This is a genomic window from Vreelandella stevensii S18214 (assembly GCF_000275725.1).
Taxonomy (GTDB): Bacteria; Pseudomonadota; Gammaproteobacteria; order Pseudomonadales; family Halomonadaceae; genus Vreelandella; species Vreelandella stevensii.
Map to the genome: position 1 here is coordinate 23,762 of NZ_AJTS01000020.1, position 19,530 is coordinate 43,291.

A 19,530-nucleotide genomic window follows, 5' to 3' on the forward strand; every position below is an offset into this window, starting at 1 on the left:
TGAACCCCGTGACCACCCCGGTTTTGCCACTACAGGACGTTACCAATGCCACGCGGTGAGTTGTTGTCGAAAGCAGTTCTACTGGTCGGTGGCCTATTGCTGAGTGCCACGTTATGGGCCTCACCGCCAGACGAGGGCAGTGCCCCCGTCCCCACGGTGCATGGGCTATCGCTTTATGATAGCCCTGAGCTGCCCGAAGACTTTGCCTACTTCCCCCACGTCAACCCCCAGGCACCCAAGGGCGGTTCCATCACCCATACCGCCGTGGGCGGCAGTTTCGACTCCACCAACCCTTTCATCATTCGCGGCACTCCCGCCACCGGCATCTCACAAATTTACGACACGCTGATGGAGAGCAACCCCAACGAGCCGTTCAGCCTGTATGGCCTGCTGGCCCGTGGCGTGCGCCTGGACCCTGAGCGTGAGTGGATCGAGTTCGATCTGCACGAGCAGGCACGCTTTCAGGATGGGGAGCCGGTCACCGCTTACGACGTAGTCTTCACCTTTGACCTGCTGCGCGAACAGGGCAACCCTTTTTACGCCAGCTACTATGCCGGGGTAGAAAAGGTCACGGCGCTCAGCGAACATCAGGTACGTTTTGAATTCAACGACACTCAGTCCCGCGAGCTGCCGTTGATCGTCGCGCAGATGCCGATCCTGCCGCGCCACTATTGGGAACCCCGTGACTTTACCGCCCCCACCCTGGCGGCCCATCCGGGCTCTGGCCCCTATCGCATCAGCGAGGTCGACCCTGGCCGCCGTATCGTCTACCAGCGCGACGATAATTACTGGGGCAAGGATCTCCCCGTCAATGTCGGGCGCTATAACATCGACCGCATCACCTACGAGTACTATCGGGATCGTGATATCGCTTGGGAGGCTTTCAAGGCGGGCCTGACCGATTTTCGTATCGATGCCCGCGCCGCCACCTGGGCGATTGGCTACGACTTTCCGGCCTATCGCCAGGGGCAGGTCAAACGGATTACCGTGCCCGACGTCAATCCCTCGATGATGCAGGCCTTCGTGTTCAACCTGCGGCGCGAGAAATTCCAGGACCCACGGGTACGCGAAGCGCTGAGCCTCACCTTCGATTTCCCGTGGCTAAACACCAATATCTTTTACGATACGTACTACCGCACCGAGAGCTTCTTTCAAAACTCCGAAATGGAAGCCGTCGGCCTGCCTACCGAAGAAGAGCTGGCGCTGCTGGAGCCCTTCCGTGACGAGCTGCTGGCGTCGCACCGATCCGAGCGGCTGTTTACCGACCCGCTGCCCATCGAGCACCCCACCGAGCTGCGCGAACGGCTCCGGCGTGCACTGACGCTGTTGGAAGACGCCGGATACGTGGTGGAAGATGGCGTGTTGGTCAACGAGCAGACGGGGCGTCCGCTTAGCCTGGAAGTATTGATGTACGACTCCGGCATGGAACGGGTGGTACAGCCCATGCTGCGTAACATGGCGCGCCTGGGTATCCAGACCTCCATGCGCATCGTCGATATCAACCAGTACCTGAACCGCGTGCGCAGCTACGATTACGACATGGTCATCAGCCACTTCCCCCAGTCCAACAACCCCGGCAACGAGCAGCGCGACTACTGGACCAGCGCGGCCGCCGAGTCGCCACAGAGCCGTAACCGCATGGCTCTGGCGCATCCGGCCGTGGACTCGCTGGTGGAACAGCTGATTCGCGCCGAGGATCGAGCAACCCTCGATACCATTACCCACGCGCTGGACCGTGTGCTGCGCTGGGGGTTCTATGTGATTCCCCACTACCACTCGGGAGAAACCCGGATTGCCGTGTGGGACAAGTTTGGCTACCCCGATCCGGCACCGGCCTACGCCATGGACCTGGATGCCTGGTGGGTCGACAGTGAGCGTGAAGCGGCGCTGGAGCGGCGCAACCGACGCCGTTAATCGCTGAACGCAGAACAAGACAATGGCTCAACTCTCATTTCATGGGGTGCACCGTGGCACGCTACACACTTCGCCGACTGCTACTGATGATCCCGACACTGTTCGGCATCATGCTGCTGAACTTCGTGATCGTTCAGGCAGCGCCGGGAGGGCCTATCGACCAGATGCTGGCCCGTTTCGAAGGGGCCGACGCCATGGCCAGTACGCGCCTGGACATGGGCGGTGCCGACATTCAGGTCAGTGACGACTCCCGTGGCGCCCGCGGTATCGACCCACGCTTCATCGAACAGTTGGAGCAGCAGTTCGGGTTCGACAAACCCGCCCATGAGCGCTTCATCGGCATGATGGTGGACTATCTGACCTTCGATTTTGGCACCAGCTTCTTTCGCGACCGCCCGGTGATCGAGCTGATGATCGAGCGCTTGCCGGTCTCCATCTCGCTGGGCCTGTGGACCACCCTGCTGGTCTACCTGATTTCGATTCCGCTGGGCATTCGCAAGGCGCTGCACCACGGTTCTCGATTCGACGTGTGGAGCTCAGGGCTGGTCATCGTCGGCTACGCCATCCCCGGCTTTCTGTTCGCCATCCTGCTGATCGTGCTGTTTGCAGGGGGCTCGTATCTGGACTGGTTCCCACTGAGAGGCCTCACTTCCCCCGATTTTGCCGACCTCTCCACCTGGGGCAAGATCAAGGACTACTTCTGGCATATCACGCTACCGGTACTGGCCGCCGCCATCGGCAGTTTCGCCACGCTCACCATGCTGACCAAGAACAGCTTCCTGGATGAAATCCACAAGCAGTATGTGTTGACAGCGCGCGCCAAGGGCGCCGACGAGCAGCGTATCCTGTATGGCCACGTGTTCCGTAACGCCATGCTGATCATCATTGCCGGCTTACCCTCGGCGATGATCGGCATATTCTTTACCGGTGCGCTGCTCATCGAGGTGATTTTCTCGCTGGATGGCTTGGGGCTGCTGGGTTTCGAGGCCGTCATGCAACGCGACTACCCGGTCATCTTCGGCACCCTGTTCCTGTATACCGTCATCGGGCTGGTGCTCAAGCTGATCTCCGACCTGACCTACGTGTGGGTCGACCCACGTATCGATTTCGCCTCCAGGGAGTCCTGATATGCGCGCCATCTCCTCCCGCCTTTCCCCAATTACCCGGCGACGCTGGGCGGCGTTCAAGGCCAACCGGCGGGCACGCGTCTCGCTGTGGCTGTTTGGCGTACTGTTCATCATCAGCCTGTTCGCGGAGCTGATCGCCAACGACAAACCCATCGTGATGCAGTTCGACGGCCAGTGGTACGTTCCCTTGCTGATCGACTATCCGGAAACCGAGTTCGGCGGCTTTTTGCCCACCCGAACCGACTATCTCGATCCGTTCATCCAACAGCAGATCAATGACCATGGCTGGGCGCTCTGGCCCATCATCCCCTTTTCGTATCAAACCCTCGATATGCAGATGAGCCGTCCTTCCCCGGCCCCACCCGATGGGCGCCACTGGCTGGGCACCGATGATCAAGGGCGCGATGTCATGGCCCGGGTGATTTACGGCTTTCGTCTCTCGGTGGCCTTCGCGCTGGTGTTGACCGCAGGCTCGCTGGTCATCGGGGTCATTGCCGGTGGCCTGCAGGGCTATTTCGGCGGCAAGGTGGATCTCATCGGCCAGCGTTTCACGGAAATATGGTCCGGGCTGCCGGTGCTGTTCCTACTGATCATTCTGGCCAGCTTCGTGCAGCCGGGCTTCTGGTGGCTACTGGGCATCATGCTGCTGTTTTCCTGGCTGGGCCTGGTGGATATCGTGCGCGCCGAATTCCTGCGCGCCCGCAACCTGGAGTACGTGCGGGCTGCCAAGGCCATGGGGCTTCCTTCCCGACTCATCATGTGGCGCCATGTCCTGCCCAACGCCATGGTGGCCACGCTTACATTCATTCCGTTCATCTTTACCGGCGCCATCGGCACCTTGACGGCACTCGACTTTCTGGGCTTCGGCTTGCCCCCAGGCGCCCCCTCGTTGGGTGAACTGGCGGCACAGGGCAAGAACAACCTGCATGCGCCCTGGCTCGGTATCACGGCCTTCATGACGCTGGCCATCATGTTGTCACTGCTGGTATTCATCGGTGAAGGCCTGCGGGATGCCTTCGACCCTCGCCACGTCAAGCAAGGCGCCAATGCTGCCGGGGAAGCCGCCCATGTCTGAACTTAGCTCTGCCCCTCTGCTGCACCTGAACGACTTCAGCGTGGCGTTCGATGGCCAGGTGGTGGTCGACAAACTGTCGCTGTCGCTGAATGCGGGGGAAACCCTGGCCATCGTCGGAGAGTCTGGCTCGGGCAAGTCGGTCTCCGCGCTGGGCGCCATTGGCTTGCTGCCCAGCAATGCCCAGGTCGTTGGCCAACGCCTGCTGGAAGGCCGTGACCTGAGCCAGCTGCGTGAGCGGGACTGGAACACGCTGCGGGGCAACCGCGTCGGGTTTATTTTTCAGGAGCCGATGACATCGCTCAACCCGCTGCATCGCATTGGCAAGCAAATAGGGGAAACCCTGCGCCTGCATCAGGGGTTGAGCGGACAAGCCGCCAGGCAGCGGGCGCGTACGCTGCTGGAGCAGGTCCAAATGCCCCGCCCCGACGAGCTGCTGGACGCCTGGCCTCACCAGCTCTCGGGAGGCCAGCGCCAGCGCGTCATGATCGCCATGGCCATCGCCAACAACCCCGCACTGTTGATTGCCGACGAACCCACCACAGCGCTGGACGTCACGGTACAGCAGGAAATTCTGGCGCTACTCAAGGAGCTACGCGATCACCACGGCATGGGGCTGCTGCTGATCAGCCACGACCTCAACCTGGTGCGTCGCCATGCCGATCGTGTCTGCGTGATGTATCGCGGCAAGGTAGAAGAAACCGGGCCCGTCGCACAGGTCTTCGCCAACCCGCAAAGCGACTACACCCGAGCACTTATCGCCGCCGAGCCGGAGGGCCGACCTGCAGCGCCGCTCAGCAGCGCTGCCCTGCTAAGCGCCCGCCAGCTGCGCGTCAGCTTCAAACGACCCAAGACGCGGCTGTTCCAGCGCCAGCCCCCGGCTTTCGAAGCGCTGAAAACCACCGACCTGCACATAGCGCCCGGTGAAACCCTGGGCATCGTGGGCGAGTCCGGGTCGGGCAAGACCACGCTGGCCTCGGCCATCATGCGGCTGGTGGCCAGCGAGGGAGATGTCAGCCTGGGCGATGCACGGCTGAGCGAGCTGACGGGAGACGCCCTGCGGCGCCAGCGCCATCGGCTGCAGATGGTGTTTCAGGACCCCTACGGCGCGCTTTCTCCGCGCATGCCCGTGTTCGACATCGTCAGCGAAGGGTTGCGCTTTCACTTTCCGCGCCTGAGCGACCACGAGGTCCGCGAACGCGTCCGCCAGACCCTGAAGGAAGTCGGCCTGCCCGAAAGCTGTGCCGACCGCTACCCCCACGAGTTTTCAGGTGGCCAACGCCAGCGTATTGCCGTGGCTCGAGCCATCATACTGGAGCCCGAGCTGCTGGTCCTCGACGAACCCACCTCTGCCCTGGACCGCACCGTGCAAAAGCAGCTGGTCACGCTGCTGCGAGAACTGCAGGCCAGACGGCAGCTCAGCTATCTGTTCATCAGCCACGACTTGGCCGTCGTCCGTGCCATGGCACACCGCATCATGGTGTTGAAAGATGGCGAGGTGGTCGAACAGGGGGATTGTCTTGACGTGCTGGCCAACCCTCGTCACCCGTATACCCAAGCGCTTTTGAGTGCCGCTCACCTTTCGTGAGCAGGCTGAAAAGCTGATCACCAAGGGCATTTCAGGCAAAAGCCATCGCTGGCGGATAGCGCTCGACCCGAGCCTCTCCGCCAGCGCCTGAAAACATCCAAAGCCGGGTGCACATTTTCAGATTAAACAAGATAACGGTATAAATCTGATTCGTTTAAAAGCTGTCGATCTCTTCCTGAGTCAGCGCCCGCCACTCGCCCGGTGCCAAATCATCGGGCAGCGCGAGGCTACCGATCGAGTGCCGATGGAGCGTTTCGACGTGGTTGCCCAAGGCAGCAAACATCCGCTTTACCTGATGGTAGCGGCCTTCGGTAATGGTCAGCTCCGCCTGCTGCGGGGTAATGAAACGCAGCGTGGCTGGCTGGGTGGGAGTCTCTTCACCTTCCAGCAGCAGGCCTTCGGCCACGCGCTCGACCGCTTGCTGAGCCGCTTCACCTTCCATGGGCTCGGCCAGCTCGGCGAGATACACCTTGGCACAGCGGTGGCGCGGCGAGGTCACCCGGTGCGACCACTGCCCGTCATCGGTCAATAGCAGCAGTCCGGTGGTGTCCACATCCAGGCGCCCTACCGGCTGAAGGCGTTCTACCTTGGGCTCATCGATGATATCGATGACCCGCGGATACAGCCCCCGGCGTGCGGTGCACTCCACGTCCCTGGGCTTGTGCAGCATGATATAGCGCAGCCCCACCAGCTCGAGACGCTCGCCATTCAGACGCACTTCGTCCTGGGCCGTGTCGATATGGGTAGCGGCTTGCTTGATGGGCTCTCCATTCAGCGTCACTTCGCCATTTTTCAAGGCGCGCTTGGCGAGGCTGCGGGTCAGCGCAGAGGTTTCACTCAAAAAACGATCAAGGCGCATTATTGGCCCACTCCTGGCAGCAGCGAAAAGCGATCGGCATCTTGCCAGGCAGGAAATTTGTCACGAAAGGCATCCAGTTCCGTCTTGTCGAGCGTTCCGGTGTCGATGAACGCGGTATGGGCAGGATGGTCGATGAGCGGTTCGCCCTTGAAATCGACCAGCATGGAGTCGCCGCTATAGGCCAGCCCCTTGGCGTCTTCGCCCACGCGATTGACGCCTATCACGTAGGCGAGGTTTTCCACCGCGCGAGCTTGCAGCAGCGTGCGCCACGGATGGCGACGCGGGGCGGGCCAGTTAGCCACGCACAGCACGGCATCATACTCGAAATGCTCGCCTTCTGCTGGCTGCTGGCGCATCCACACCGGAAACCGCAGGTCGTAGCAAACGCTGAGCTGCAGCTTGAATCCCTTGAGTTCGACGATCTGCCGCGCCGCCCCCATGCCGTATCGCTCATGCTCTCCCGCCATGCGGAACAGGTGGCGCTTATCGTAGTAGCGCAGTTCGCCGTCGGGCGTCGCCCACACCATGCGATTGTAGTAGTGGCCATCCTCCACGATGGCCACGCTGCCGGTCATCACACAGCCCCTGGCCTGCGCCTGCGCTTGCAGCCAGGCCACGCTCTGGCTCTCGGCCATGGGCTGGGCCATCTCGCGAGAGTTCATGGTAAAGCCGGTGGCGAACATTTCGGGCAGCACGATCAAGTCCGTGTCCCGGCTATCCAGATCGCCCAGCAGTTTGGCCAAATGCGTGTGGTTGGCGTGGGGGTCTTCCCAGCGCAAGTCGCACTGCACCAGGCTGGTTTTCAGTTGGCTCATGCCATGCCTCCTTTGCATCAATGTCTTGGTCGATTGTGTGCTAGATTAGCATTTTTAGTTAATGAGGCTGCTATGCTTCCCTCTGCACCCAGAGACCCTGAAGCGGTCAAGGGCGTCATGTTCGGTTTGACCGCCTATACCATGTGGGGTTGTTTTCCGCTGTTCTTTGCGCTGTTCGATGGAATACCCGCGTTTGAAATTCTGATCCACCGCATTTTGTGGTCATGCCTGTTCCTGGTCGGGCTGATCAGCGTCCTGCGCCGCTGGCCTCCGGTGGTGGCCGCGCTGGTCGAGCCCAGGCGCCTGGGTAGGGTGCTCGCCTGCGCACTGCTGATCGCGTTCAACTGGGGCATCTACATCTATGCCGTGGAGAGCAAGCAGGTGCTGCAGGCCAGCCTGGGCTACTTTCTCACCCCGCTGGTCAACGTCGCGTTGGGCATGCTGGTGCTCAGAGAAGTCATGGCCCGGCTACAGCTGGTGGCGCTTGGTCTCGCCAGCCTGGCGATTGCCGTGCAATTCGTCATGCTGGGGGAGTTGCCGTGGATCAGCCTGCTGCTGGCGCTGAGTTTCGGCAGTTATGGACTCTTTCGCAAGCAGGTGCCGCTGGATGGGCTGTCCGGCCTGTTCGTGGAAACACTGCTGCTCTTCCCGCTGGCACTGATGGCGCTGAGCTGGATGAGCTGGCAAGGCACGTCGCATTTTCTGCATGACGTGCCCATGTCGGCGTTACTGGTGGTCAGCGGTATTCTTACGGCCCTGCCGCTGATGGCGTTTGCCGGGGCCGCACGCCGCTTGCGGCTGGCCACCCTGGGGTTCTTGATGTACATCAACCCCAGCATTCAGTTTTTGATTGCACTGACCGTGTTTGGAGAGCCGCTGGGCCTGATTCAGCTAGCCACCTTCCTGATGATCTGGACGGGGCTGGCGCTCTATTCATGGTCGTCCTGGCAATCACGCCCGCGCCAGGCGGCCGCTTGAGGGCAGCGTGGCAGGTGCCTGCTCAACGGCTTGAAGCTGTGCGGCTTGCTCAGGCTGATAGCCCACACGGAAGCCACCCCAGTGCTTGCCGTGCACATGAATGGGAACCGACAGGTCGTGCATGATCTCGCCCGTGTCGCGCTTGTAGGTTTGCAGTAGCAGCGGCTGCTCATGGGCACCACAGCGGCGACCGGTAGGGTCATCGAAAATGCGCTTGCTGCGGCAATATTTCAGGTCGTGTTGCGGGTCGCCGGTGGGTTCACGGCTCACCGCCGCGTTATGGGTGGGCACATAGCCATTGCGGTCGCAGGCAATCGCGTAGCTCAGGCCGTGACCTGCCAACAGCGGCTCCTGCAGGGCGGGCAGTTGCTGGTCGGTGAAGGCATCGAAGCCGGTATGATAAAGCGGCGGCTGGGTCCCAGGGATCACCGCATAATCCGGATGGAACAGCGCGGCCTCCGATAGCTCGCCTCGGCTCAAGGCCTTTTCGAACAGCTTGCCAATCTGATCGGCGGTTTGTCGAGCCACCTTGAATACCTGCTGATGGCGCCCTTCCAGCCGCTGCTGGGCCAACTCTGCGTCCACGCTCTCGGCCGCGTCCATCAGGGCATGGGCTTGCTGGGCAAGGGCATGCATGTGGCGATTGCCTTCATCTACATCGTGTTCCAGCTGGTCGAGGCTGTCCGCCACGGTCTGGCTGTGGGCCCGCGTACTGTCCATGGCACCCGCCACGCTGGTGATTTCCTGCTGCACCTGGTCGAACTCCTGGGTAATGGTGGCCAGGCTGCTCCCTACCTGCTGCATCTCCTCAGCCCGTTCACGCACCCGGGTCATCAGCCCGCCCATGGTACTGACGACACTCTGACCGCTTTGGTGCATATCCTTGACCAGCCCATCGATACTCTGGGTGGCCGTAGACGTTTTCAGCGCCAGGTCGCGCACCTCCCCCGCCACCACCGCAAAGCCTCGGCCATGCTCACCGGCCCTGGCAGCCTCGATAGACGCATTCAGCGACAACAAGTGGGTCTGTTCGGCCACCCCCTCGATCATCGAGGTCACGCTGCGCACCCGTTCGATCTTGTCATTCAGCTCGGTGAGCATATCCAACGCCTGGCCGGAGCGCTCGGCCACATCGCTCATGTCCTGAATGATATCGGCCAGCGCATCATGATTGTCATGACTCGCCCGCTGGGCACTTTCGGCCAGGGTCGCCACCTGTGTCGCGCTGGCGCTGACCTGCATGATGGCTGTATTGATGGCGCTCATGCTGGAAGAGGCTTCACTGGCCATGCTCTCTTGTTTGGCGAGACGTTGGGCCATCAGATCGGCGTAGTGGGACACCTCTGCCGAGGCAATCGCGGTACTGCTGGCACGATGCATCAGGCGATACGCCATGCCGCGTAGCGCACCATAGTCCTGAACCGGCCTGATACTGCGGGGCACCGATACCAAACGCTCATGGTCGGCACGGTACACGTCGTACAGGGCGGCGGCCACCAGCGCGCCCCCCGCGACAAGGGCGCTGGCGAGCCCAGCATACGCCCAGAAACCTCCTCGCCAGGTCATCCCGACGGCAGCACTGATCAATAGCAGCGGTAACAGCCAGCGAAGCAGTCGCATAATGAGTACTCTTTTATTGTTGAGATCGTCGAGTCATGGCGCAATACAGACCGCGTTTACCACTCAGTCAGCTTAACCAGTTCCACAGGTGAAATAAGTAGCACTTTGGGGGGATAGCAAAAGGTAATATTTGGCCCTTGGGCGAGTGAACATGACATTTTTATAACTAAACAGGCTAAACTATGTTCCGTTTTGCAGGTCCCGTTTTTCCTGATATGGCCAACGCTGCGAGAGCTCATGTTGAAGCGCTATTTGCCCATTCTTGCCTGGCTACCCCACTATCATCGACGCCTGCTGGGGGCCGACCTCATGGCGGGCCTGATCGTGACGGTCATGGTGATTCCCCAGTCGCTGGCATACGCTCTGCTGGCCGGGCTGCCTGCCGTGGTAGGGCTTTACGCCAGTCTACTGCCCCAACTGCTCTACACCCTGCTGGGCACTAGCCGAACCCTGGCGGTAGGCCCTGTGGCCATCATCGCGCTGATGACGGGGGCGGCACTCTCGTCGGTGGCCGCTCCCGGTAGCGCCGAATACCTGCAAGCCGCACTGGTGCTGTCGCTGCTCTCGGGCATGATTCTGCTGGTCATGGGCAGCCTGAAAATGGGGTTTTTCAGCAACTTCCTGAGCCACCCGGTCATCTCTGGCTTCCTGACGGCTTCCGGCATTCTGATTGCGGTCAGCCAGCTGGGCGGCCTATTGGGAATTGCCAGCAGCGGCTTTACGCTCGTCGAACGGCTCATGACGCTGCTGCCTAACCTGCCTGACATCAATCCCTACACAGCAACCATTGGCGTGGGGACGCTGCTGTTTCTGGCGGCGCTGCGCCGCTACGGCAAACGCTCGTTGATCTGGCTAGGCGTGCCTGCATCCCTGGCTGACCTGCTGACCAAGGCAGGTCCGGTATTTGCCGTGCTGATCACGACGCTGGTCACCTGGCACTGGCAGCTGGCCTATCAGGGTGTGGCGGTGGTGGGTACGATTCCCAGCGGCTTGCCCGCGTTCAGCCTGCCCTGGGGGGATGCCTCGCTCTGGCGGGCGCTGTTGATTCCTGCCCTGCTGATCAGTCTGGTGGGGTTTGTGGAGTCGGTCTCCATGGGCCAGATGCTGGCTGCCAAACGCCGCCAGCGTATTTCGCCCAATCAGGAGTTGATCGGCCTGGGTGCCGCCAATCTGGCGGCAGGCTTTACCAGCGGCATGCCGGTCACCGGCGGGCTCTCGCGCACCGTGATCAACTACGATGCCGGGGCACAGACCCCGGCCGCAGGGGCCTTTGCCGCCCTGGGCATTGGGCTGGTGACGCTGGCGTTCACCGGCTGGCTCTATTACCTGCCCATCGCCACCTTGGCGGCCACCATCACGGTCTCCATCCTGACGCTGGTGGACATTCCCATGCTGCGCCAGACCTGGCGCTACTCCCGCAGTGACTTTGCCGCCATGGCGGTCACGATTCTGCTGACCCTGGTCGAAGGCATCGAGGCCGGTATCATTGGCGGCGTCACGCTCTCCATCGCGCTTTTTCTCTATCGCACCAGCCGCCCCCACAGCGCGCTGGTAGGTCGGGTGCCCGACACCGAGCATTTTCGCAATATCGAGCGCCATGATGTCGAAACCGCTCCAAATGCAGCGCTGCTGCGCATCGATGAGAGCCTCTATTTCGCCAACGCCCGCTACCTCGAAGATACCGTCTACAACCTGGTGGCCAGCCGACCCGAGCTGGAACACGTGGTACTGATCTGTTCGGCCGTCAATTTGATCGACGCCTCTGCCCTGGAAAGTCTGGATGCCATCAACGCACGGCTGAAGGATTCCGATGTGAAGCTGCACCTTGCCGAGGTCAAGGGGCCGGTGATGGACCAACTGAAAAAGAGCGACTTTCTCGAAGAGCTGTCTGGCCGGGTATTTTTGAGCACCTATGCTGCCTGGCGTGAATTCTCCCAATAGCCCAATCTTTCAAGCCATTGAAAATTAATTGAAAAGCCGAGCCATTGCTCGGCTTTTTGCGTTTAGCAATCGGCTTTTTTAAGCACTTCATCAAACGGCGTTGACAGCCTCTGCTGGCTTACCTACTATCACCTGACCACTTAGCAGAATCAAATACCGCATAGCAAAACACATTGTAGCAAAGCGTAACAACCCGATAGCAACCATCACAACCACAATAAAGGAGCATGAAAATGCATCCATTTGCTCACCGCCTGCTCATCGCCACCCTGCCGCTTTCTCTACTGGGCGCTGCCGTCAGCCACGCCAGTGAAGTAGAGCTGCCGCGCACCATGGCCTGGACGGCCTACGGCACCAACTCCAGCGGCTACGCCCAGGCCGTTGCCATCGGCAACATGCTGCAGAACCATTACGGCTCTTCGGTGCGTATTCTGCCCGGCGACAACGACGTTTCCCGCATGACGCCCCTGAAACAAGGGCGTGTCGACCTGTGCGCCTGCGGCATCGCCAGCTACTACGGCGCCGAAGGGGTCATGATGTTCGCCGACCGCGACTGGGGCCCGCAGCCGCTGCGCGTCATTACCACGTCTACCGCGTCGTTCGGCCTGTCATTGGCCGTGGCCGGCGACCTGGGCGTTGAAACCCCAGCGGACCTGGCCGGCAAGCGCATTGCCTACATTCGTGGTGACGATGCCTTGAATAAAGGCACCGAGGCGTATCTGGCCTTCGGTGGGCTCACCTGGGACGATGTCGAGCGCGTCGATTATCCGGGCTACGGGCGCTCCTTCGACGGCATCATCGCCGGGGATGTGGATGCCTCCTTCACGACGACCGTGACGCCCCCTGCGCAGCAGCTGGCCAGCAGCCCCAGAGGCATCAGCTGGCCGGTACTCGACCCAAACGATGAAGCAGGCTGGGAGCGCATGGCGGCGGTTGCCCCCTACTTTCAGCCCCATGAAGTCACCGCAGGCGCGGGCGGCATCAGCGCCGACAACCCGGTCCCCAGCGCCAGCTACCCTTATCCCATCGTCGTGGCCAATCAGGACCTGGATGACAAGGTCGCCTATGGTTTGATTCGAGCCATGAATGACCATTACGACGATTACAAGGACAATGCGCCGGGAGCGGTGGGCTACGCGCTGGAGTACCAGGATCTACAGTGGGTGGTGCCGTTCCACGATGCGGTGGTGGAGTACTACAAGGAAATCGATGTATGGACCGATGACATGCAGGCTCACCAGGATCAGCTGGTCGAGCGGCAAAATGTCCTGCTGCAAGCCTGGGAGGCGTTCATGGCAGACGCACCCAGCGACTCGGACGCGTTCACTACCGAGTGGATGACGGCCCGCGCCTCGGCATTGACCGACGCCGGATTCGAGCCGATTTTCGAGTAACTCGCCTCGGGGCGGCGCTCGCCGCCCCAGCTGATTGATGGAACGCCCTATGACCACCGATACCGCGCCTGTTAATGCCCCGCAGGTCAAAGAAAAGATCAGCCAAATCCGCGAGCTGCCACCCGCGCTTCGCTGGGTTCCCGCCACCGTCACCGTGCTGCTGATGATGATGACGCTGGATTACCTGTTCAACTGGGGCTGGCTCACCTTCGTGACCGGGCTCGAGACCCAGTTCTATTACGCAGTGGTGGCACTGCTGCTGCCGCTGGTTTTTCTGCTATGGCCCATGCTAAGCCGTCAGCAGGACCAACCCATCCCCTGGTACGACTACCTGCTCAGCGCCGTCACTTTGGTGATTGGCGGCTACTTCGTCTATAACGCGGTGTCCATTCTCGAGCGCGGCTGGGCGTTTTCAGCCCCGGATACTGCCATTTACGCCAGCTACGCTTACTGGATTCTCATCATCGAAGCTGCCCGCCGGGCGGGCGGCCTGCCGATTGCCATCATTGCCGGGCTATTCTCTCTTTACCCCTTGGTGGCGGATATCGTACCGGGCCCGATTCAAGCGTTTCCTTCCAGCCTGTCTGAAACGGCCATGTACCATACCATGAGCACCGAGAGCATCATGGGGGTGCCACTGCAGGCCTTTGCCGGGCTGGTCATCGGTTTTCTGGTGTTTGGCGTCGTGCTGCAAAAAAGCGGCGGCGGCAAGTTTTTCATCAATCTGGCCTTTGCACTGCTGGGCCATGTGCGCGGCGGCCCTGCCAAGGTATCGATTTTCTCCAGCGGGCTGATGGGCTCCATGAGCGGCAGCGTGATCAGTAACGTGCTGACCACCGGGGTGCTGTCGATCCCCGCCATGCGCCGCATCGGCATGGGCCGTTCGTTCGCTGGCGGTGTCGAAGCCTGTGCCTCCACCGGGGGCGTGCTGATGCCGCCGGTCATGGGCGCCACCGCCTTCGTCATGGCCATGTTTCTGGACGTGCCCTACTCCACCATTGCGCTGGCCGCCGTCATACCCTCGATTCTCTACTTTCTGGGGCTTTTCATCCAGATCGACGCTTACGCTGCCCGCCACAATATCAAGGGGTTGCCTGCGGTAGAGCTGCCGTCGGTCTGGCAAACCCTCAAGGAGGGCTGGTACTTCATCTTCGTCTTTGGCCTGCTGGTGTGGATGCTGCTGGTCATGCAGCGCGAAGCGGTGGCACCGTTCTACGCAACCGCCCTGCTGCTGGTACTCAACCAGCTTTCCCGCCAGAACCGCTGGGGATGGAAGGATGTTGCCGACACGCTCTCTTCGGCCGCCAAGCTGTTTGCCGAACTCATCGCCATTCTGGCAGGGGTCGGCATGCTGGTGGGCGCGCTCTCCATGACCGGCCTTTCAGGCACCATTGCCAACGACTTCATCAATATCGCAGGGGGTAGCGTACCGCTGCTGCTGATCATGGGGGCGGTCACCAGCTTCGTGCTGGGCATTGGCATGACCGTGACCGCAGCCTACATCTTCCTGGCCGTGGCGCTGGCCCCGGCGCTGATTCAAGGCGGCGGCCTGGACCCCATGGCAGTGCACATGTTCATTCTCTACTGGGGCATGTTGAGCTTCATCACGCCCCCCGTGGCGCTGGGGGCTTTTGCCGCCGCCACCGTGGCGGGCGCCCGCCCCATGGAGACCGGCCTGCAGGCCATGCGTCTGGGCAGCGTGATCTACTTCATTCCCTTCCTGTTCGTCCTCAATCCGGCGCTGATCATGCAGGGCGAGCCTCTGATGATCGTCGCCGTGTTCATTCAGGCCATCATCGGCATCGTCCTGTTCGCATCGGCCATGCAGGGCTATCTGATGGGCGTCGGGCGGCTGGGATACGGCATGCTGCAAGAGGCGGTCATTCGTGGTCTGGTGCTGATAGCGGGCCTGCTACTGGCGATGCCCGGGGGCGGCATGGTTCCGCTGAGCCAGTGGGAGTTGATTGGCCTGGCCGCGGCAGCACTATTGCCAGGGGTTGCCCTTGCGCGGCTTAGCCAGCGCCACCACCAGCGTTCGCTAACGGCCAACGCTTGATACCCACCACGAGGAGATATCATGAACACAAGAACAACGCTTACCCTCGCCCTCAGTAGCGTCACCGCTGGCCTGCTGGCAGCGGGCAGCGCCAGCGCCATGCCCAGCACCTTGAACTGGACGGCGTATGGCACGGGCACCAGCGGTCACGCCCAGATCATGGCGATCAGTCAGCTGCTTCAGGAGGAGCATGGCACTCAGTCCCGGGTCATTCCCGGTGAAAACGACACCATGCGCATGACGCCGCTCAAAACCGGCCGCGTGGATCTGTGCGCCTGCGGCATTGCCAGCTACTACGGCTCGGAAGGCGTCATGATGTTTGCCGGACCGGACTGGGGTCCACAGCCCATACGGGTCATTTCCACCGCCATGGCCAGCTTCGGTCTGGGCATGGCGGTAGCTGGCGACGTGGAGATCGACTCCATCGCCGACCTCAAGGGCAAACGGCTAGCCTACCTGCGTGGCGACGATGCCCTGAACAAGGCCGCCGAAGCCTATCTGGCGTTTGCCGGGCTGACCTGGGATGATGTGCAGCGTGTCGATTTCCCCGGTTACAACGCCGCCTTCGACGGCATCATCAGCGGCCGTGCCGATGCGGCGATTACCACCACGGTCACTCCGGCGGCCCAGCGCTTGGCGGCCAGCCCACGCGGCTTGCAGTGGCCAGCGCTACCCGCAGACGATGACGCAGGCTGGGCACGCATGCTGGAGGCAGCCCCCTACTTTCAGCCCCACGACGTGACCTCTGGCGCGGGCATCGATGCCGAGCAGCCGCTGGCCAGCGCCAGCTACCCCTACCCGATCATGGTGAGTAACGCCGACCTGGCACCGGAAACCGTCACCGGGCTGATCACCACGCTGGTGGAGTCCTTTGACGACTACAAGGACAACGCCCCCGGCGCCAGCGGCTATGCGCTGGAAAACCAGAACATGACCTGGGTGGTGCCCTTTCACGACGCCGTGGTGACCTACTACCAACAGACCGGCGTGTGGAACGATGCCATGGAGGCCCATCAGAACGCCCTGGTAGCGCGGCAACAGCTGCTGATGGAGACCTGGGAAGCGTATCAAGCCGATGCCCCCGAAGACGAAACGGCGTTCATCGACGGCTGGATGCAGGTGCGTCGTACCGCGCTGGAAGAGGCTGGGTTGAATCCAGTGTTCTAGGCTCTGTCTGAAAAGACGGCGAGCTGCGGTGGGCCACTTTACGCTGACGTGGCGGGTGTCCCATGTGCACCTCATCGCCGGGCCTACCTCAACAAGCCTGCCTCACGCCGCGCTTCATATTTCGCCTCATCTTTTACCCCAGGCCGCCACTGTGCGGCCTTTTATTCAAAGCCATAAATTCCGCAATGCAAAACAACGTTTTGAATTATTGACTCCAGCGGCGTCTTTCGCCATGATCGATGTATATTCCAAATAACAATGCTTAGTTTCATATAGCGAAACACGGGAGCCATCATGAGTGTTCACTACCAGCGGCATGGCGAGGTAGGCGTCATCAGTATCGCCAACCCACCGGTCAACGCCTTGAGCCAGGCCGTGCGGCGCGGTTTGCTCGACGCGCTGCAAGCAGGCATCGCCGACCAGCAGGCCCGGGCGCTGGTGGTCATGGCCGAGGGGCGCACGTTCATCGCCGGGGCAGATATCCGCGAATTTGGCAAACCGCCCCAGGCGCCGCTTCTGCCAGACGTGATTAGCCAACTGGAAGCATGTCCCAAACCGCTGGTGGCATCGCTGCACGGCACGGCGCTGGGGGGAGGCATGGAAGTCGCGCTGGGCTGTCACTATCGCGTGGCGCTGGCAAGCACTCGTGTTGGCTTGCCAGAAGTGAAGCTCGGCCTGCTGCCCGGCGCAGGCGGCACCCAACGCCTACCTCGGCTGACGGGTGTGGCAAATGCGCTGGACATCATCACCAGCGGGCGCTTCGTGGAGGCCACGGAAGCCCATACCATCGGAATCCTCGATGCCATCAGCGACGCCGCAACGCCGCTGGAAGCCGGGCTTAACGCTGCACGAGCAGTGCTGGCGGGAGAGCAGACAACGCGCATTACCGGGCAGCTCCCCGCACCCGACGCCGATTCTCAGGCCATGGCTACCATGCGGGCGCAGCTTGAAAGCAGCGTCCCGGAGCTGTTTTCGCCGTTTCGCATCGTCGAAGCCATCGATGCCTGCACCCAGGCAGCGTCGCTGGAAGAGGGCCTGCGCCAGGAGCGAGCACTGTTTCTGGCCTGTATGGACTCCCCACAACGGGCAGGGCTGATCCACCTCTTTTTTGCTGCCCGAAGCCCTCACCTGGTGCCCGGCGTAGAGAACGCGGCCCCCTTCACCCAGCTAGCCCTGATCGGTGAACACCCGCTGTTCGACACGCTGCAGCAGGCCGCCCAGCGGGCGGGGATAACGCTGACACCCACAGCAGACGCCAACACCGAACTGTGCCTGCTGGCGCCCGGCGCGGATACTAGCACCTGCCCCGGCCAGGCCGTCACGCTAGCGCTGCGGCCACTTACTGCCCCCATCAGCGCAGCCATTGACAAAGACATTGACAAAGACATTGACAAAGACATCGACACAGACCTGCCCTCGGCCTCCTTGAGCCTGGTGCTGGCTGAGCATGGCGCCTTCCATGAACTGGTCAATCACCACGCCAGCGCGCTGGACCAGCAGCGGGCGGCGTTAACCCTCAAGGCATTGCGGGCCAATGTGGTGGTGACGCGCTCCCCTGGCGTGCTGAGTACCCTGCATGACGCCGCCGCACAAGCGCCTGCCCAGGGCACCCAAACGGCGCTGGAGCAAGCCAGCCTGGCCCTGGCCCAGCAGGGAGCCTGCTACCGGGAAAGCGATATCGATCTGCTTTCGGTGGAAGCCATGGGCTACCCCCGGCATTCAGGCGGGGCTCACCGCCAGGCCACGCTGGCCCAGCCCGCCTCCGACACCTCATCGACCACTGCCAGGAATGCACACTCATGAACCTGACGTTTAGCCCCGAAGAGCAGGCGTTCCGCGAGGAAGTCCGCCAATTTCTCAGCGACTCACTGCCCGAGGACATCCGTGAGCGGGTACGCCTGGGGCGCCATTTGCGCGCCGACGACCACCTGCGCTGGCAGAACATTCTCAGTGAACGGGGGTGGCTCGCCGCCAACTGGCCAGTCGAACACGGTGGCCCAGGCTGGGGGCCGGTGCAGCGGCATATCTTCGATGAAGAGTGCGCCGCCGCCCACGCTCCCACGGTCGTCCCCTTTGGTGTCAACATGGTAGCACCGGTGATCATGAAGTTCGGCAGCGTCGCGCAGCAGCAACACTACCTGCCGCGCATTCTCGACAATCAGGATTGGTGGTGCCAGGGCTACTCCGAGCCGGGCGCGGGCTCGGACCTGGCCGGTCTGGCGACCCGTGCGGTGCGTGACGGTGACCACTATGTGGTCAACGGCCAGAAAACCTGGACCACCCTGGGTCAGCACGCCAACATGATGTTCTGCCTGGTACGCACCGACCCCCAGGCCAAAAAGCAGGCAGGCATCAGCTTTTTATTGATCGATATGCAGACCCCCGGCATTACCGTACGCCCGATCATCACCCTAGACGGTGCCCATGAAGTCAACGAGGTATTCCTCGATAACGTGCGCGTGCCGGTGGAGAACCGTGTGGGCGACGAGGGCCAGGGCTGGACCTGTGCCAAGTTCCTGCTCACCCATGAGCGCACCGGCATTGCCGGGCTGGGCCACGCCAAGCAGGCGCTGCGCCATTTGAAGTCGCTGGCCTCCCGTATGCAGCATCGCGGCAAGCCGCTGCTGGCGCTACCCAGCTTTCGCCAACGGGTGGTCAAAGCGGAGCTGGAGCTGATGGCGCTGGAAGTCACCAACCTGCGGGTGATTGCCGCCTCCCGGGAGGGCGGCGTTCCCGGGGCGGAAAGCTCCCTGCTGAAAGTACGCGGCTCGGAGCTGCGCCAGGAGCTCAGCGAACTGACCCGCCGTGCGCTGGGGCCTGCCGCGCTGCCGTTCTTTCCCGAGTTTCTCCACGGTGATGACACGCTGGAAGACACCGCCGCCCAGAGCGCTGCCGCCAGCGCTCAGTACTTCAATCGTCGCAAGCTGTCGATTTATGGCGGGGCCAACGAGATTCAAAAGAGCATCGTCGCTAAAACCATTCTAGGCATGTAAGGGGTC

The 19,530-nt window shown here is 61.8% G+C and carries 14 protein-coding genes; 11 read left to right on the forward strand and 3 right to left on the reverse strand.

Translation table 11 applies throughout. The annotated features are described in order from the left end of the window. Positions 1-45: 45 nt before the first annotated feature. The 4 genes from HSS18214_RS0103345 to HSS18214_RS0103360 are packed head-to-tail and all read left to right on the forward strand — an operon-like array spanning position 46 to position 5,701. Complete coding sequence (locus HSS18214_RS0103345) at positions 46-1,914, forward strand: extracellular solute-binding protein (protein ID WP_016913890.1); 1,869 nt, start codon at positions 46-48, stop codon at positions 1,912-1,914. A gap of 53 nt (positions 1,915-1,967) precedes the next feature. After that, positions 1,968-3,041 (forward strand): microcin C ABC transporter permease YejB, encoded by a 1,074-nt coding sequence (locus HSS18214_RS0103350; protein ID WP_026001690.1) that lies wholly within the window; start codon positions 1,968-1,970, stop codon positions 3,039-3,041. 1 nt (position 3,042) lies between these two features. Continuing rightward, complete coding sequence (locus tag HSS18214_RS0103355; RefSeq protein ID WP_016913892.1) at positions 3,043-4,116, forward strand: ABC transporter permease; 1,074 nt, start codon at positions 3,043-3,045, stop codon at positions 4,114-4,116. Beyond that, a complete protein-coding gene (locus HSS18214_RS0103360) occupies positions 4,109-5,701 on the forward strand; it encodes an ABC transporter ATP-binding protein (RefSeq protein WP_026001691.1) in 1,593 nt (530 codons plus the stop codon). Before HSS18214_RS0103355 ends, HSS18214_RS0103360 begins: the two co-directional genes overlap by 8 nt. A 154-nt stretch (positions 5,702-5,855) precedes the next feature. On the opposite strand, the gene HSS18214_RS0103370 is transcribed toward HSS18214_RS0103360, so the two are convergent. Both HSS18214_RS0103370 and HSS18214_RS0103375 read right to left on the reverse strand, forming a co-directional pair. Continuing rightward, positions 5,856-6,560, reverse strand: a complete 705-nt coding sequence (locus HSS18214_RS0103370; RefSeq protein ID WP_016913894.1) for a pseudouridine synthase — start codon at positions 6,558-6,560, stop codon at positions 5,856-5,858. Further along, positions 6,560-7,375: an amidohydrolase gene (locus HSS18214_RS0103375; protein WP_016913895.1), complete on the reverse strand. Its 816-nt coding sequence runs from the start codon at positions 7,373-7,375 to the stop codon at positions 6,560-6,562. The genes HSS18214_RS0103370 and HSS18214_RS0103375 overlap by 1 nt, the downstream gene beginning before the upstream one ends. 72 nt (positions 7,376-7,447) lie before the next feature. Here HSS18214_RS0103375 and rarD point away from each other — a divergent pair, with 72 nt between their 5' ends. After that, positions 7,448-8,353, forward strand: coding sequence for an EamA family transporter RarD (rarD, locus tag HSS18214_RS0103380; protein WP_016913896.1), 906 nt, complete (start codon positions 7,448-7,450; stop codon positions 8,351-8,353). On the opposite strand, the gene HSS18214_RS0103385 is transcribed toward rarD, so the two are convergent. Further along, on the reverse strand, positions 8,327-9,973 hold the full coding sequence (locus HSS18214_RS0103385; protein ID WP_016913897.1) for a methyl-accepting chemotaxis protein: 1,647 nt from the start codon (positions 9,971-9,973) through the stop codon (positions 8,327-8,329). The genes rarD and HSS18214_RS0103385 overlap by 27 nt on opposite strands. 237 nt (positions 9,974-10,210) lie before the next feature. Here HSS18214_RS0103385 and HSS18214_RS0103390 point away from each other — a divergent pair, with 237 nt between their 5' ends. The 6 genes from HSS18214_RS0103390 (at position 10,211) to HSS18214_RS0103415 (ending at position 19,524) form a co-directional block, all read left to right on the forward strand. Further along, positions 10,211-11,914, forward strand: a complete 1,704-nt coding sequence (locus HSS18214_RS0103390) for a SulP family inorganic anion transporter (RefSeq protein WP_016913898.1) — start codon at positions 10,211-10,213, stop codon at positions 11,912-11,914. Positions 11,915-12,147: 233 nt separating this feature from the next. After that, positions 12,148-13,308: a TAXI family TRAP transporter solute-binding subunit gene (locus tag HSS18214_RS0103395; protein ID WP_016913899.1), complete on the forward strand. Its 1,161-nt coding sequence runs from the start codon at positions 12,148-12,150 to the stop codon at positions 13,306-13,308. Between the two features lie 49 nt (positions 13,309-13,357). Continuing rightward, on the forward strand, positions 13,358-15,364 hold the full coding sequence (locus tag HSS18214_RS0103400) for a TRAP transporter permease (RefSeq protein ID WP_016913900.1): 2,007 nt from the start codon (positions 13,358-13,360) through the stop codon (positions 15,362-15,364). A 21-nt stretch (positions 15,365-15,385) separates the two neighbouring features. Next, positions 15,386-16,531 carry a TAXI family TRAP transporter solute-binding subunit gene (locus HSS18214_RS0103405; protein WP_016913901.1) on the forward strand — a complete coding sequence of 382 codons (1,146 nt, stop codon included), beginning with the start codon at positions 15,386-15,388 and terminating at the stop codon, positions 16,529-16,531. A 294-nt stretch (positions 16,532-16,825) separates the two neighbouring features. After that, positions 16,826-18,334 (forward strand): enoyl-CoA hydratase/isomerase family protein, encoded by a 1,509-nt coding sequence (locus HSS18214_RS17805; protein WP_016913902.1) that lies wholly within the window; start codon positions 16,826-16,828, stop codon positions 18,332-18,334. Next, positions 18,331-19,524, forward strand: coding sequence for an acyl-CoA dehydrogenase family protein (locus HSS18214_RS0103415; protein ID WP_016913903.1), 1,194 nt, complete (start codon positions 18,331-18,333; stop codon positions 19,522-19,524). The genes HSS18214_RS17805 and HSS18214_RS0103415 overlap by 4 nt, the downstream gene beginning before the upstream one ends. Positions 19,525-19,530 lie beyond the last annotated feature (6 nt).

Excerpts from the sequence above, each read along its gene's own strand:
- HSS18214_RS0103415 (WP_016913903.1), top strand. The coding sequence starts at position 18,331 with ATGAACCTGACGTTTAGCCCCGAAGAGCAGGCGTTCCGCGAGGAAGTC.
- rarD (WP_016913896.1), top strand. The coding sequence starts at position 7,448 with ATGCTTCCCTCTGCACCCAGAGACCCTGAAGCGGTCAAGGGCGTCATG.
- HSS18214_RS0103385 (WP_016913897.1), bottom strand. The coding sequence starts at position 9,973 with ATGCGACTGCTTCGCTGGCTGTTACCGCTGCTATTGATCAGTGCTGCC.
- HSS18214_RS0103390 (WP_016913898.1), top strand. The coding sequence starts at position 10,211 with ATGTTGAAGCGCTATTTGCCCATTCTTGCCTGGCTACCCCACTATCAT.
- HSS18214_RS0103360 (WP_026001691.1), top strand. The coding sequence starts at position 4,109 with ATGTCTGAACTTAGCTCTGCCCCTCTGCTGCACCTGAACGACTTCAGC.
- HSS18214_RS17805 (WP_016913902.1), top strand. The coding sequence starts at position 16,826 with ATGAGTGTTCACTACCAGCGGCATGGCGAGGTAGGCGTCATCAGTATC.
- HSS18214_RS0103355 (WP_016913892.1), top strand. The coding sequence starts at position 3,043 with ATGCGCGCCATCTCCTCCCGCCTTTCCCCAATTACCCGGCGACGCTGG.
- HSS18214_RS0103370 (WP_016913894.1), bottom strand. The coding sequence starts at position 6,560 with ATGCGCCTTGATCGTTTTTTGAGTGAAACCTCTGCGCTGACCCGCAGC.
- HSS18214_RS0103395 (WP_016913899.1), top strand. The coding sequence starts at position 12,148 with ATGCATCCATTTGCTCACCGCCTGCTCATCGCCACCCTGCCGCTTTCT.
- HSS18214_RS0103345 (WP_016913890.1), top strand. The coding sequence starts at position 46 with ATGCCACGCGGTGAGTTGTTGTCGAAAGCAGTTCTACTGGTCGGTGGC.
- HSS18214_RS0103405 (WP_016913901.1), top strand. The coding sequence starts at position 15,386 with ATGAACACAAGAACAACGCTTACCCTCGCCCTCAGTAGCGTCACCGCT.
- HSS18214_RS0103400 (WP_016913900.1), top strand. The coding sequence starts at position 13,358 with ATGACCACCGATACCGCGCCTGTTAATGCCCCGCAGGTCAAAGAAAAG.
- HSS18214_RS0103375 (WP_016913895.1), bottom strand. The coding sequence starts at position 7,375 with ATGAGCCAACTGAAAACCAGCCTGGTGCAGTGCGACTTGCGCTGGGAA.